Raw genomic sequence first — 14,451 nt, 5'->3', positions numbered from 1 at the left:
GATCTCCCTCCTTTTCTTGAAAAGTAGTCAGGATGGGCATGATGGGCCCATCCTGATTCAGAAGATGTTAGTTGGACTTGATCCATTTTTTGTGAATTTCGTCGTACTTTCCGTTATCTTTCATCTTCTTTAGGGCGCTATTGATCGCATCAACTAATTCTTTGTTTCCTTTTTTAACAGCAATTCCGTATGGCTCTTCTGTAAAAGTTCCACCGACTAGCTGATAGTTTGCATCTTGGTCAACCATTCCATAAAGAATGGAATCATCCGTTGTTAAGGCATCTCCTTGACCGGATTTCAATGCTGTAAAGGCCTCTGTATAGTTTTCAAATTCTAATACAGTTGTCTCTGGAGCTTTTTCACGAATATTGATGGCAGATGTTGAGCCTTTAACGGCAAGAACCTTGGTACCCTTTTTCAAATCATCAAGTCCTTTGATCGGGCTGCCCTTTTTGACAAGTAGTGATTGTCCAGCATCAAAGTAGACATCCGAGAAATCAACCTCTTTTTTACGCTCTTCGGAAATCGTCATGGTGGCAACGATTGCATCAATATCGCCATTGTTTAACATCGGGATTCGTGTTTTAGATGTAACCTCTTTAAACTCTACCTTTTTCTCATCCCCAAGAATATCCTTAGCCAACTCTTTGGAAATATCAATATCAAAACCTTCTACTTCGCCGGAAGATGGATTCTTAAGTCCAAATAATCGAGTATCATATTTTACTCCGATCACAATTTTGCCATCCTCTTTAATTTGCTCTAACGCATTTTTGGCTGCTGTCCCATTTGCTTCTTTTTCATCCCCTTTACCACACGCTGAAAGCAGCATGGAAGCCGATAATAAAAGAACGCCCGCAATCTTACTTGTTTTACTTTTAAACATAGAAATCCCCCTAAAGTTTAATGATTTAATATACGACTGAGAAATAGACGCGCTCTTTCTTCTTTTGGATTCGCGTAAAAATCAGCCGGTTTCCCCTGTTCAAGAATTTGCCCGTGGTCCATGAATATGATACGATCGGCTACTTCTTTCGCAAATCCCATTTCATGGGTAACGACGACCATCGTCATCCCCTCTTTTGCCAGTGTTTTCATAACATCCAGCACTTCACCAATCATTTCCGGGTCAAGTGCCGAAGTGGGCTCATCAAACAGCATAATTTCTGGCTTCATCGCAAGTCCTCTTGCAATCGCTACCCTTTGTTGCTGGCCTCCTGATAACTGGGATGGATAAACATCTGCCTTTTCCGGTATCCCTACTTTTTCAAGATAATACCTAGCCACTTTCTCCGCTTCCGCCTTCGATTGTTTTACAACCATCATGGGTGCAATCGTAATGTTTTCAAGAACGGTTTTATGCGGATATAGGTAAAAATGCTGAAATACCATCCCGATATTTCGTCTTAACTCATTAATATTCGCCTTTTTGTCATTTACCTTAAACCCGTTAACAGTTAATTCTCCGCCAGAGATGGTTTCCAGCTGATTAATACAGCGAAGCAGCGTACTTTTCCCCGACCCTGAAGGCCCAATAACAACGACAACTTCTCCTTTATTAATCTCTAGATTAATATCTTTGAGAACATGAAAGTCCCCATAATATTTATTGACCGAATCAAACCGAATCACACCAATCCTCCTCCCTGTTGTTCATTTCCTATGTACGACGCCTGTCATATTGCCACTTTTTTTAGAATTTTAACTTTTAAGAATTGACAAATAACTACAGGTATATTGACATACTACAGTTTTTTTCCAATTTAGTAAACATCAATTCGGAAATTTGCAAATATTCCCGCTGATTTTTGCTATCTTTTAGTGAATTATGGAAAAAGAAATGGGATCGATTCTAGCATTCTTCGGCAAAATTTAAGGTATCGGGTAAAAAAGCCCAGGAAAAAAAGTGGAGCCGCCAAGCTGGGATAGCTTAGGCGACTCCACTAGTATTTATTCGCTTTTATAGATAAAGTAATCAAAGTCAGCGTGCCGTCTTTGTCCCGATGTATCCTGGCACTGGATTCCGACAAAGGCACCGGTAAAGAAGCCACCGCCTTGAATATAGTCGTCCGATAACTTATAGGATTGGAATGTTACGGGGATACCATTCCAACTTTCACCATCAAATGAGTAGGAATAGTGATACACATTCGTTTTTACTTCAACACGAAGGTACACATATTCAACCCCATCAGGAATCACAATCTCCTCCCCTTGTAAGGGTTGGGCGAAAGTAAAGTTATCACAGGTCACAAGTTCTAGTATTCTACCTTTGTGTTCGTTCCAAGAGATTTGACATGCGGTCCAGTTCTGTGTGTTATAGTAATTTACCAGTCCTGCCGATTGCTGGAAGGTTTCAGGATGAAAGGCGACCCTGGTCTCTGCGGTAAAGTGAAAGTGTTGCCATCGCCTTGCCACAAAAGCCTGCGTGAATTTTGATGTTAGGGACTCTTTCCCGTACAAGCGCAGGTGTCCAGGACGATCTTTCAATGAAACAATATCCTCTCCCAATGGTATCCGCAAATTTTGAAAATGAAGGTTTAGGCTAGTCGTATCAAAATCATCCTTTTCCGGAAAATCCTTTTCCCACCGGACCTCCTCCAGTTTAGGACCTTCAATCTCAACCGCAGGCTGATTGCCCCCTACCACATAGGGCCAATTGTCTTTCCATTCCAGCCGCTGGATGGCCGTTTCCCTCCCAAGCGGACAATATCCGCGAGGATCTAATAACGGCTGACCTTCTTTTGGTAGAGGCCTTCCAGTCAAATGAACAAGGAACCACTCGTCCGTATGCGTGTGGACAATGGAAGCATGGCCCGCCTTCTGAAGTAGATTTCTTGGGTACGGGAATGAAGTAATCAAAGGGTTCTCCGGATGCACCTCATATGGGCCCATTAGCTGGGTGGAACGTGCAATCGTTGCTTGATGATCAAATTTTGTACCGCCCTCCGCCGTTAGGAGGTAGTAGTAGCCATGCATTTTATATAAATGAGGCGCCTCTGTCAGCCTACTATCTGTTCCCTTAAAGATGATTTCAGCCTTACCCACCAGCTTTTGTTCTTCAACACTATATTCCTGAAGGGCAATTCCGTAAAAATTATGATGACCTACCCGGTGATCCCAGTACATATTAACTAAGTATTTTTTTCCATCATCATCGTGGAATAGGGAAGGATCAAAGCCAGAACTATTTAAATAAATCGGATCTGACCACTCGCCATCAATCGATTCACAGGTAGTTAGGTAATTGTGACAGTCCTTCCATTGACCTTCCACTACCTTTACATCCGTATAGATCAGCCAAAACTGCCCATTACGATAAGACAAGGCCGGTGCCCAAATCCCGCCCGAATCAGGATTTCCCATCATATTCAACTGGCTTAACCTGTTAAGCGGCCTTGCTGCTAAACGCCAGTTTTCCAAATCCTTTGAATGGTAAATACCTACTCCTGGAAACCATTCAAATGTGGAGACGGCAATATAATAATCTTCTCCTGCACGGCAAATACTTGGATCTGGATTAAATCCTGTTAATATTGGATTTTGAATAAAAGCCATTTTTCACACTCCCGTCCGTTCATTCAGCTATTTGTTTACTTGAATCCATACATCCACCTAGTAGACTCGCTTTTTTATAGGAAATCCGCTTAAAGCAATAATTTCCGCCAATCATGAATATCCATGCCATCGATGCACCCCCAAAAAATGGGATCATACCCGGCTGATACAGCATCAAGAACAGAATGGCTCCCAATCCCGCTAGAAGCAGCAAGGTGATATGAAAGTTAAGAACTCCAATGAAGAAAGCATTTTTTAGATACTCCATTAAGGTACCTTCATAATGAACATAGACTGGAAAGATATACAAAACGATGATGATATAACCCATTGTAATAATCAGTAATGGTGCTAATAATGCTAGCTGTAGTGCTCCATCCACCATTCTTAAAAACAGAAAATCACTGGCAAGAAATACTCCGCTTATGGCAAGACATATTCCCAAACCATTTGCTCGTTTGAATTCCTTGCGATATGCCGTAAGAAAGGTTTGCCAAACCGGTACATCTGTTTCTTTCATTAGCCATTTTCTTATGATTGTAAAAAGAGCCACAGTCGCAGGCATGATTCCAAAAAAAAGGAATCCTGCTATGGAAAAGAGGAACCATAAAAGATTCAGATAGGCTAGTTTCATCATCCACTCACAAACTATAAATAGTTTCCCCATTGTTTTTCCGGTTAGCATTTGATCCACTCCCCTTGAACATTTACCCTTTGACAGATCCCGAAGCAAGCCCTTCTACAATTCGATTGCTTAAAATAAAGAAGGCAATCAGGATTGGCAGGATACTGATAACTAGCGTCGCACCAATTGCCCCCCAGTCGGTCGTATATTGACCAATAAAGTTTTGAATTCCGACTGTCAGTGTTTTGAAGTGATCTGAACTAATGAACGTGTTGACAAAGACAAACTCATTCCAGTTGTAAATCATGTTGATAATAGCCGCCGTCGCCATTACTGGAGCGGTCATTGGTAAGGTAATCCGGAAAAAGATATGATTAATGGAAGCACCGTCCATTACGGCCGCTTCTTCCACCTCTCTTGGTAATGCCTCGTAAAATCCAAGTAGAATCATAATCGTGATCGGCAAGTTAAAAGCCGTATAAGCCAAAATAATGGATAACGGGTTATCAATCAGGTTCACTTTTGTGAAGGTATTGAATAACGGAATTAAGGTTGAATGGACCGGAATCATTAATCCCACCATGAATAGACCTAAAACCAGTTTGCTGCCCTTCCAGTTCATTCTCGTAATTGCAAAAGTCACCATGCTGGCCAACACGACCGTCAAGACAACCGCTGCGACCGTATAAGTGACACTATTGAGAAAGTACTGGCTGATATTTCCTTCTGTCCAAACCTTTTGGTAATTTTCCCATTTTGGACTTTCAGGTAAGGAAAAAGGCGACATATTGAAGACCTCTTGATTATTTTTCAGTGAAAAGAGAAATAACCAGACAATCGGAAAGATTTGAAAGACTGCCACAATAATCAGAAAGACATACATGATTCCGAGGGCCGTCCGATTTAGAAAGGAGTTCTTCCCATGATTTATTTTCTGCTTGCTGGCGATTAGCGTGGACTCCGTTGCTTTGACGGTATTCATCTAAATCCTCCTCCCTTAATAGATATCATCGTTCTGAACGGTAAGTTTGCGGATCAAATAGGTAATGACTAAACAGATCACTAATAGGAAGAAACCAATTGCACTTCCGTAGCCGAAGTCAAAGCCTTTAAATGCTTTATGGTACATATAGGAGGCCATCACTTCACTTGAATTGTTCGGGCCCCCATCGGTCATGACGTATATTAAATCAAAGTATTTTAACGAGCCGACAACCGCCAGGACAATCGTAACTTTGATGACATTCATGATTAACGGAAGCTTGATTTTTAGCGCAATTTGAATGGGGGTGGCCCCATCGATTTTTGCTGCTTCAATGAGCGATTCCGGGATGTTTTTCAATGCCGCATAATAAATCAAAATATAAAAGCCCGCATACTGCCAGATAATTGGAATGATAATCGCATACAAGGCGATTTTAGGTTCTGCCAGCCATGCCGGTGGATTTTCAACTCCAAAGGAAACAAGAATATTATTTAAAATACCATTAGTAGGATGATAGATTTTCAGCCAAAGCTGGGCAATGGCCACGGATGCCAGCAGCATCGGAATAAGATAGATTTTTCTAAGCAAATCGGCTCCTTTAATTTTGCCCGCCAATAAAATTGAAATAAATAGATAACCGATTAAGCTGAGTGTGGAAAAAACGGCCAGCAAAAAGGAGTGGTAGGCACTCTTCCAAAACAAGGAATCCTGAATGAGATGGGTATAATTTTTTAGGCCGATAAATTCCATCTCGCCAATTCCATTCCATTTCATTAACCCAAAATAACCTGTTTGCACGATTGGAATATAAATCAAGGCAACGAGTAGAAAAAGAGCTGGTGTAATATAGAGGGCAATGATTTTTTTATTAGACATCACTTTATTCATTTCTTTCAACTCCCTGTATATGAAAGAATAAGGACATACCAGCAAATGAGATATGTCCTATTCTTAAGATACGCAGCTTACTTTCCTTCATCTGCTTTTAATGCTTCTTCATGCTGCTTAGCAAAATCCTTTGGCTTTACCTCGTTCCCAAACAAAGATTGAATAAGGTTCAAGTGTGTTTCAGCAACAGATGCGCTCATTTGCACATCGGCAAATAATGTTAAATTGCTTGCTTTATTTAACTCGCTTAATACATCAATATAAAGCTGTGGTAATTTTACCTTTGCGGTATCCACTTTAGTGGCCGGAATAACCCCTGCTTTTTCAACAGATTGCTGACCCCATTTTTCGACAAAGAACTTCACAAATTCCTTCGCCTCTGGCTTCACCTTAGAATTTTCGGAAACGAATAAGCCCACTCCCGGTCCGCCTACCCAGCTGTCGATGTTCCCCTTGCCGCCTTCAACGGTTGGGAACTTAAAGAACCCTACACTGTCCCGGAATTCCTGCGGGATTTCTTCATTGGTCGTAAAGTTTGGCAGTTCCCATGTTCCCATTAGGTACATCGCTGCTTTTCCATTTAAGAATTCTGATTTTCCTTCGTCATTTGAAAGTCCGTTAAAACCTTTGTTAAATCCATTTTCATTGACAAGCTTTTGAATTTCTTCAGCTGCTGTCACAAGAGCCGGATCCTCAAATGAACCCGTACGATCGATAGCTTTGTTTAATACATCTGCGCCGCCAATCCGATCCGCAAGGTACATATACCAAAGGGATCCTGTCCAACGATCCTTATTCCCCAGTGCGATTGGGGCAACTCCGTTACTGGCTAGTGTTTTGACAACATTGGTGAATTCACTGTATGTTTTTGGTACTTCAAGATTATACTTTTTAAAAATTTCTTTATTGTAGTAAATTGGAGCAATGTTTAATTCAAGTGGAAGACCATAAGTTTTTCCGTCTATCGCATAAGCTTCTGTCGTTCCACTAACAAAAGAATCCTTCAAGCCGTCCTGCAATACATCATCAAGTGGTGCGAAAAGCTTTCCTTTTACAAATGGAGTCATATACCCCGCTGCCCATGTAAAACCAACATCAGGAAGCTCGTTTGAGGAAGAAAGAACCTTCATCTTGTTTTTGTATTGTTCATTTTCAAGAACTTCTACTTCCACTTTTACACCCTTATGTTCCGCCTCATATTGCTTGATGATATCTGTTACAATCATGTTTTGCTGTTTAGAGCTTCCTGCAGGCCATAGATGCATAAATTTAATCGTCTTTTTGGAACTGTTATCACCGTTCGCCTTGTCAGAACTGTTGCAGCCAGCAAGACCAGCTGTCAAAAGTAATGCAAGTACAAGCAGTAATGTATGCGCCTTCCTAAACATTTTACAACCCCCAATTATTTTGATATCGCTTACAAACTAAATTTTAGCACCTAGTAAAAATCGCGGTAAGGTAACCGCGATTGGGGAAAATACCACTATTTTTAGGTCTGTATTTCATCGAGAGCAGCTGTTTTACGATATTTGCTCGGGGTAATGCCCTCGTAATCTTTGAATATTTTAATAAAATATTTAGCGGTTTGATACCCCACCTTTAGCGCGATATCTTCTATTGGTGAATCGGTCGTTAATAACATGACTTTAGCTGCCTGCAGCCTTCTTCTAGTCAAATATTCACTGAAAGTTAAACGGGTTTGCTCCTTAAACAGGACACTGAAGTAACTGGCATTTAAATGCACCGAATCCGCCACCTCTTTCAGACTAATCTGCCTGTTAAAATGGTGATTAATAAAAGAAATGGCCTCTTTTATGGGGGAATTAGCAAGGTGATCCCGGCCGTCGATTGGCAGCAGCTTTTTATCAGCGACCTTTTCCATATATTCGGCCCTTTCCATGCTCGCTTCCGTCTCCATGGCCTGCTCTACTGCTTCAATCAGCTTTTGCTTACTAACCGGCTTCAGGAGATAATTAATGACACCAAGACGAATGGCTTCCTGGGCATATTGGAAATCAGGGAACCCGGAGATGATCACGACAACAGGCTTGTATCCTTTATCCTTTAGATTTTTCAACAGCTCTAACCCGTCCATTTCCGGCATACAGACGTCAGTGATTAAGAGGTGAATCCGATGTTTGCTAAACAATTCATATGCCTCCGGTCCATCCGCTGCACTGATAATTTCATATTTGTCGGCGGACCATAGCTCCAATGTTTTTTTCAATCCCCGCCTTGTCATTTGTTCATCATCTGCGATAAGAATCGTCTTGGTAGTCATCTGTTATTGCCTCCCCTGTACTGGAATTTCAAATGTTACCGTTGTTCCTTTGCCTTGTTCACTATCTAGATGAAGATGCTTCAAGTTGCAGCCATTATAAAAGAGTCGTAGTCGTTTATTGACATTCGTAAGGGCCATTCCCATTCCTCTAAAGGATGATTCCCCGTCATGCTCAATCGCATGATGAATCCGTGAGAGTGTTTCTGCTTCCATCCCCTGACCATTATCCGCTACAGTAAACAAAAGGTCCGAGGTGTTGTCCACTTTTTCTACAGTGATAGAAACAGATCCTTGCTTTCTATTATTCTCAATTCCATGGATGATGGCATTTTCAACTAAGGGCTGAATAATCAGCTTTGGAATTTTCACATCCAGGTATTCCGGTGGTACCGCTAGATTCCATACCAATCGGTCACCAAGTCTCATTTTCATTAACTGCAAATAGCGCTCAATATGCTCGAGTTCGTCCAGCAGTGTGACCCACTCGCCACTTGTGTTATTCCCAATGGTGTAGCGAAAAAGCTCTGACATCGCAATCACTATCTTGGCCAGGTCCTCTTCTCCGTTTTCCTCCAATGACCAGTAGAGGGCATTTAAGGTATTGTACAGAAAATGAGGGTCAATCTGTGCCTGAAGTGCCTTCAATTCAGTTTGACTGCGTAACAGCTCTTTTTCATAAACTTCTTGAATCAAATGATTGGTGTTCTCGACCATTTGATTGTACGTTTTGTTCAGTTCAATAATTTCTAGTGAAGCCGAACTTTCCGGATGCAGCTTTAATTCATCCATTTTCGCATCCTTCATTGTGCTTGTTAATCTCTTAATTGGTCTGGTAATCATAGTTGCTAGGAAAATGGAGGAAACGAGGAAAATGAAAAAGCCAATCGTCCCTGATAGGAATATTACCGGCCGTACTGCAGAAGAGCGCTCCATTAAGAAACTCGTCGGCTTGAGGATAACCAGTGTCCAGCCTGTTACTTTCGATGATTCTTTTACAATCATGAATTCCTTTTTATGCAGCGAAACGGTCTTTTGGCCCTCAAGAAGAATATTTTGAATATCTATCCCATAGTCAGAGGTTATAGGAGCTAAGTCACGGTCTAGGAGCATCATGTAATCCTTTTCTCCGTTCTCCGCCGTATTCTCCTTTACCTCAAATAAGCTATTGGAAATCCGGACAACTAGGTAACCGCCGCTCGAAAACCATTGGTCTATTAAACTAACTCTTCTGATGGCATAGGAATAATGTTCATTGAGAGGATCCTTCCCCACCCAAACCAGCCGCCCCTTCTGCTCATCCGCCAAATCGATCCAACCCTGATGGATCAGGCTGGATAATCTTTTATCATCAAAAGGATAAATTCTCTTTCCTTCACAACTGTATAGTTCAAAGGAAGAGATGCCATCTGAATAGGCATAAAAGTTATTAATGACTTTGATTAACGCTTGTTTCTTGGCAAAATCCATGGTATCCCCGTTTGTTAAACTAAGCATAAGCTGCTGAACGGTCCCATTCGTCGCCAATTGATTTGACAGCGTGTCAATTTGTTTATAAAGCGTTTCCATCCTCCCGTTGGCTTCTACTGCTGTTTGCTGGATCTGTTTTTCCGCATTGGTCTTCATCAAGGTTCCAACTTGGCGGTAGACCATAATGGAAACGATGGCAAGGACTATCATCATGACAAGTAGAAAGACAGATAATATTTGATTACGTAATGTGTTCAAGCTTCTCAATCGTGAGCCAAGAATCGTAATCACCCATTCTCCAATAAATTTCTGTTAATTTCATTAAATCACTCTCCTTAAATACTAGCAATCAAATATGTTACTTGGATGGGGAACTTTTCAACGTTAAAATCGGTGTTGCTGGGCTTTTTTTCATGGGACTTTTTCCTTTACTCGGCACTTGTCTCCATTTCCTCGCCAACACACAAATTAGACAGAGAGCCTTTCGCCCTCTGCCTAATTTGTATTTATTTGGGGAAAATGAAGCGCAAGAACATTCCCCTGCATCATTTTGCATCGCTATTTTTTAGTGCGTCTAAATCAATAAATGGTGTTGCTCCGCCAGTTACAGCCGGCAGTTTGCCATCCCATTTTTCCAAGGCCTTTTCTTGGACTTCAATTTGTTTGAGTTGGATTAGTTCGGCCGTTACTTCTTGTTTTTTCAACCGTAAGGCTTCGGCCTCTGCACCTGCTTGAGCGATCTTTTGCTCTGCTTCAATTTTAATCCTTTCGAGGTCTCTTTGTGCTCGTAAGGCATTTTGTTCGGCGGTTTGTTTGGATTCGATCGCTTTATTGAATTCTTCACTAAAGGCAAATTCCTTAATATTGATATCTTCGAGGATCATATAATATTTTGTTAACTTTTTTCCAAGCATCTCCTTCACCTGCGCTGATACCTCTGGGCGCTTGGAGATCAATTCCTCCGCGGTGTACTGCGCCGTTATCGCCTTAAGCGACTCCGCTATCGCCGGGTCAACAATCCGAGAACGATAATCCAAACCGATTTCTTGATAGAGCTTATTCACGGCATCCGGATTAACAGAATAGTTCACTGCTACCTTAGCCGTAACCATTTGCAGATCCCTCGAAGCAGCCGTCTGCGTACTTTCCTCTTTTTGCACCCGGACCTCAATCAATTGAATCGTTTGGATAAATGGAACCTTAAAATGAAACCCTTCTGTTAAAATGGTCGGTTTAACGGCCCCTAATTGCAACAGAACACCTCTATTTCCGGATGCTACGGTAGTCGTTGAAAAAAAGCCCACTACTAAAATGACAATCGCAATTAGTCCGCCGATAGTAGATTTCATATATTTCATTATGATCCCCCTTTTCAAGCTTACTTTCTACGAAAAAAACCATTCAGATAACCATATGAAAATGGCTCACCATTTATACATTCGTTTTATGCCAACACAAAAAACAGAGGGCATTTACCCTCTGTTTTTCATCTATATTGCAATTAGTTCTCTTGCACTTCTCGACGATTCTTCTTAAACATCTTCGATAAAATTTCATACACAATCGGTACAACAATCAACGTTAATAACGTCGAACTTGTCAATCCGCCGATTACGGTAACTGCGAGGCCTTTGGAGATTAATCCTCCGCCGCCTCCTGCGCCAAGTGCTAATGGGATTAATGCACCAATTGTAGCAATGGCTGTCATCAGAATTGGACGAAGACGCGTTGCTCCTGCTTCTAGGACCGCTTCACGCATTCTCAATCCATCACGTTCCATATGAATAATCCGATCGACCAGGACGATGGCGTTCGTGACGACGATACCGATTAACATCAATAGTCCCATCATGACAGATACCGAAATGGTTTCGCCGGCGATTAACAAACCAACAAAAGATCCAATAACCGCAAACGGTAACGAGAATAAGATCGCAAACGGCGCGACACCTTCACGGAAGGTAACCACAAGAATGAAGTACACAATCGCAATCGCTGCTGCCATGGCAATACCAAGCTGTGTAAAGGTTTCGGTCATATCTGCCTGTACCCCGGCAACGCTGACCGTTACACCTTTTGGTAAATCCAATTTATCTACTTCTTTTCCAACTTTAGTCGTTACTTTGGAAATATCCGCACTCTTAATTTTTCCAGATACGGTTGCGTAGTATTCACCTTTACTACGTGCAAGCGTATTTTGCGTTGTTCCCTTTTTCACCGTAACAAGCTCTGAAAGCGGCATGGTGGTGCCAAGGGCTGTTGGTACTTGTTTCGCTAAAAGGTCATCGATTGATTCTGGTTGTGCTGCTTGTTCTTGTTGCACGATGACATCTAGAGAGCTGCCGTCCTTTTCAACCGTTGTTAATACATCCTGTGTTTTTTGTGGGCTTAACATCATCACGAGCTGACCCGCTGTTAACCCGTATTTCAGTAAATTAGCCTGTTCCACACGGAAAGTATATTCGACGTAAGCGTCCTCGGCACTAGAAGTCACATCTTTTAAGTCATCATGTTTCTTCAGTACGGACTCAACTTTTTTCACAGATTGATTTAGCTTGTTTATATTTTCACTGTAAAGGGTGTAGCTAACTTCATTGGTAGAACCCGACATGGCGCCGAAATTCTGGCTCTTCCATTTGCCTGATTGGTCAAGGCTGGTTACATCCTTTTCAATTTTTTCCTTCACCTCTGAGAAGTTCTCCATATCTGGGTCAAAAATCAGATACATTAAGGCTCCGCCTCCGCCGCCACCCATCATAGCGGACATTTGGTCGCCTTCTTCGGTTATGGAAACTTGAACGATATCAATATCTTTACGTTTTAGCATCTTATTTTCGACTGCCTGAACGTTTTCCAATGTATCTTCCTTCAATTCCCCTGCCTTTGGTGTGTACGTTAAGTACATCACTTTCTCCTCATCACTGCCCATAAAACTGAAGCCGATTAACGGTGTTAACGCCAAACTTCCGGCTAATAACACAATCGCAAGGATGGAAGCAATCACTTTATGATTAAGGGTCTTTTCAAGGAACCATTTGTACCATTTCGCTAATTCCCCGGCCTCTTTATGGCGTTTTGTTATTTTCTCACCATATAACTTTTTCCTAAATAAGAAGTGTGATAGGGCCGGAACAATGGTAATCGCGACGAGTAACGATGCCCCAAGCGCGAACGCCATTGTTAAAGCGAACGGTGCGAACAATTCACCAACCATGCCGCCAACAAAGATCATTGGCGCAAATACCGCAACTGTTACCAATGTCGAGGACATAATTGGTTTGAACATTTCAATCGTGGCCTCACGGACAAGGGCACGGCCGTTTAATTTCTCTTCTTTTAAATGCAGTCTTCGATATATATTTTCGACGACGACAATCGAGTCATCGATGACCCGGCCAATGGCAACCGTAATCGCCCCGAGCGTCATAATATTCAATGTAATATCCATCCAGTTCAACAGCAATAACGCCATGAAAATCGAAACTGGAATCGAAACAATTGAAATAATCGTTGATTTAAAATCACGTAGGAACAGAAGAATGATTAGAACGGCAATTAACCCGCCAAATACTGCCTTTTCAATCATCGTGGCAACCGATTCTTCAATCGGTTTCCCTTGGTCAAGCGTGACATCAATAACGAGGCCACTAACCTTTGCTTTTTCCTCTTTTACTACCTTTTTCACCTTGTTTACTACATCAACTGTGTTTGCCTGCTGGCCTTTGACAATCTGAATGGCAATCGCATCTTTCCCATTTGTGCGTGAGATGGATTGTACTTTCCCAACGGTGTCAATGGTTGCGATGTCGCTTAGCTTGACAAATGGTGATGGGCTGGCAGCTGTTGGTGTGACCGGAATCAGCATATTTTTTAATTCATCAGCGGTCATGAACTTGCCGTCAATCGCAACAGCCTGCTCCCCCGCTTTAAACTCATAAAGTCCAAGTGACACAGCCATATTGCTTGCTTGAATCATTTGCTTCACTTTATCTTCCGTTAACCCAAACTCAGCCAATTTCGCTTTATTATAGGTAAGATCTACTTCCTCAATATGCTGGCCGGTAATCGTTGCCGACGCAACACCCTCGATTTTTTCGATTTTTGGAAGTAAGCTTTCCTCAACGGTTGATGTTAATTCAACAATATCCTCTTTTGAACTGCTGACACTGAGCGCCACAACCGGCATCATATTCATGCTAATCGCTGTTGTTGTCGGCTCTTGTGCCCCTTCCGGCAATTTCAAGGAATCAAGCGCTGATTTTAATTCCCGTTTGGCTTCATCCATATCGATACCGTACTCGTATTCCACTTGAATACTCGACACGTTTGCGTTGGAATTAGAATAGACAGCTTTCACATGATCAAGGCCTTCTACCGCTTTTTCAATCGGCATGGAAACATCTTTCATTACCTTTTCAGGCGTGGCTCCTGGATATACATCCATAACCATTAAGTATGGGATCGAGATATTTGGAATCGTCTCCATATTCATTCGCGTACCTGAATAGATACCAGATACCGTAATGATAATCGTAAGCAGCCAGACGGCTAATTTATTTTTCAAAACAAAATTGACTAACCCTTTCACTATTACACCTACCCTAAATTGACTTATTAAGCTCAATTACTTATACTAATGACCAGCAA

11 protein-coding genes are annotated in these 14,451 nt (G+C 41.8%); all 11 read right to left on the bottom strand.

Annotated features, from left to right (window positions below; translation table 11 throughout):
• Positions 1-67: 67 nt before the first annotated feature.
• The 11 genes from G6554_RS07875 to G6554_RS07825 all read right to left on the bottom strand — a co-directional run bounded on the left by G6554_RS07875 (position 68) and on the right by G6554_RS07825 (position 14,392).
• On the bottom strand, positions 68-886 hold the full coding sequence (locus tag G6554_RS07875) for a transporter substrate-binding domain-containing protein (RefSeq protein WP_166240484.1): 819 nt from the start codon (positions 884-886) through the stop codon (positions 68-70).
• Between the two features lie 17 nt (positions 887-903).
• Entirely contained in the window at positions 904-1,632 is a 729-nt protein-coding gene (locus tag G6554_RS07870; RefSeq protein ID WP_166240482.1) for an amino acid ABC transporter ATP-binding protein, read from the bottom strand.
• A 318-nt stretch (positions 1,633-1,950) separates the two neighbouring features.
• A complete protein-coding gene (locus G6554_RS07865; RefSeq protein ID WP_166240480.1) occupies positions 1,951-3,558 on the bottom strand; it encodes a glycoside hydrolase family 43 protein in 1,608 nt (535 codons plus the stop codon).
• 19 nt (positions 3,559-3,577) lie between these two features.
• The gene (locus G6554_RS07860; protein ID WP_166240478.1) at positions 3,578-4,243 is read right to left on the bottom strand and encodes a YesL family protein; all 666 of its coding nucleotides are present in this window, start codon (positions 4,241-4,243) and stop codon (positions 3,578-3,580) included.
• A 22-nt stretch (positions 4,244-4,265) separates the two neighbouring features.
• Complete coding sequence (locus G6554_RS07855; RefSeq protein WP_207627555.1) at positions 4,266-5,165, bottom strand: carbohydrate ABC transporter permease; 900 nt, start codon at positions 5,163-5,165, stop codon at positions 4,266-4,268.
• Between the two features lie 15 nt (positions 5,166-5,180).
• A complete protein-coding gene (locus tag G6554_RS07850; RefSeq protein ID WP_166240476.1) occupies positions 5,181-6,056 on the bottom strand; it encodes a carbohydrate ABC transporter permease in 876 nt (291 codons plus the stop codon).
• A gap of 77 nt (positions 6,057-6,133) precedes the next feature.
• On the bottom strand, positions 6,134-7,444 hold the full coding sequence (locus tag G6554_RS07845) for an extracellular solute-binding protein (protein WP_166240474.1): 1,311 nt from the start codon (positions 7,442-7,444) through the stop codon (positions 6,134-6,136).
• A 101-nt stretch (positions 7,445-7,545) separates the two neighbouring features.
• Positions 7,546-8,337, bottom strand: a complete 792-nt coding sequence (locus G6554_RS07840; RefSeq protein ID WP_166240472.1) for a response regulator transcription factor — start codon at positions 8,335-8,337, stop codon at positions 7,546-7,548.
• 3 nt (positions 8,338-8,340) lie between these two features.
• Positions 8,341-10,095 (bottom strand): cache domain-containing sensor histidine kinase, encoded by a 1,755-nt coding sequence (locus G6554_RS07835; protein WP_347564284.1) that lies wholly within the window; start codon positions 10,093-10,095, stop codon positions 8,341-8,343.
• Between the two features lie 254 nt (positions 10,096-10,349).
• The gene (locus G6554_RS07830; RefSeq protein ID WP_166240470.1) at positions 10,350-11,162 is read right to left on the bottom strand and encodes a prohibitin family protein; all 813 of its coding nucleotides are present in this window, start codon (positions 11,160-11,162) and stop codon (positions 10,350-10,352) included.
• A 143-nt stretch (positions 11,163-11,305) separates the two neighbouring features.
• Positions 11,306-14,392, bottom strand: a complete 3,087-nt coding sequence (locus G6554_RS07825; protein WP_166240468.1) for an efflux RND transporter permease subunit — start codon at positions 14,390-14,392, stop codon at positions 11,306-11,308.
• Positions 14,393-14,451 lie beyond the last annotated feature (59 nt).

The sequence above is a fragment of the Bacillus sp. MM2020_4 genome, assembly GCF_011250555.1.
Classification (GTDB): domain Bacteria; phylum Bacillota; class Bacilli; order Bacillales; family Cytobacillaceae; genus Neobacillus.
Note: the sequence above shows the minus strand (reverse complement) of the source record. Positions and strands in the feature narration are given on the sequence as shown.

What these genes read in the sequence shown, in the direction of transcription:
- G6554_RS07845 (WP_166240474.1), bottom strand. Translation starts at nt 7,444, where the DNA reads ATGTTTAGGAAGGCGCATACATTACTGCTTGTACTTGCATTACTTTTG.
- G6554_RS07855 (WP_207627555.1), bottom strand. Translation starts at nt 5,165, where the DNA reads ATGAATACCGTCAAAGCAACGGAGTCCACGCTAATCGCCAGCAAGCAG.
- G6554_RS07875 (WP_166240484.1), bottom strand. Translation starts at nt 886, where the DNA reads ATGTTTAAAAGTAAAACAAGTAAGATTGCGGGCGTTCTTTTATTATCG.
- G6554_RS07840 (WP_166240472.1), bottom strand. Translation starts at nt 8,337, where the DNA reads ATGACTACCAAGACGATTCTTATCGCAGATGATGAACAAATGACAAGG.
- G6554_RS07830 (WP_166240470.1), bottom strand. Translation starts at nt 11,162, where the DNA reads ATGAAATATATGAAATCTACTATCGGCGGACTAATTGCGATTGTCATT.
- G6554_RS07860 (WP_166240478.1), bottom strand. Translation starts at nt 4,243, where the DNA reads ATGCTAACCGGAAAAACAATGGGGAAACTATTTATAGTTTGTGAGTGG.
- G6554_RS07850 (WP_166240476.1), bottom strand. Translation starts at nt 6,056, where the DNA reads ATGAATAAAGTGATGTCTAATAAAAAAATCATTGCCCTCTATATTACA.
- G6554_RS07865 (WP_166240480.1), bottom strand. Translation starts at nt 3,558, where the DNA reads ATGGCTTTTATTCAAAATCCAATATTAACAGGATTTAATCCAGATCCA.